Consider the following 294-nt stretch of genomic DNA (forward strand, 5'->3'; position numbering starts at 1 on the left):
ATGCCAACCGGCGTAGAGACCGGGAATGACGCGGCCGTTCGTGCCTACAACCTGCATCTGATCGTTGATGAGCAGACCGTCCTTGGTGCCGTACAGATTGCCGCCGATACGGCAGCCGTAGAACGGCGGCTCGGTGATGGCATGGAGCCACTCGGGCGGCATGGGGTACATGAAGTCGTCCTAGCCGCGCTCGCAGGTCTCGTTCCATCGGGCCACGGCCTCGGTGAGGACGCCCTGGGCCAGGCCAAGATCGGCCTCCAGCTCTTCCAGGGTGTCGCGGCGCTTCAGCACGTC

Annotated in this window: 1 pseudogene; it reads right to left on the reverse strand. The window is 65.0% G+C overall.

Going from position 1 to position 294, the window contains the following annotated elements:
* Positions 1-294: pseudogene (locus PZH32_RS14195) on the reverse strand (FAD-binding protein); the annotation flags it as partial.

The sequence above is a fragment of the Adlercreutzia equolifaciens genome, from assembly GCF_029076695.1.
GTDB lineage: Bacteria > Actinomycetota > Coriobacteriia > Coriobacteriales > Eggerthellaceae > Adlercreutzia > Adlercreutzia equolifaciens_A.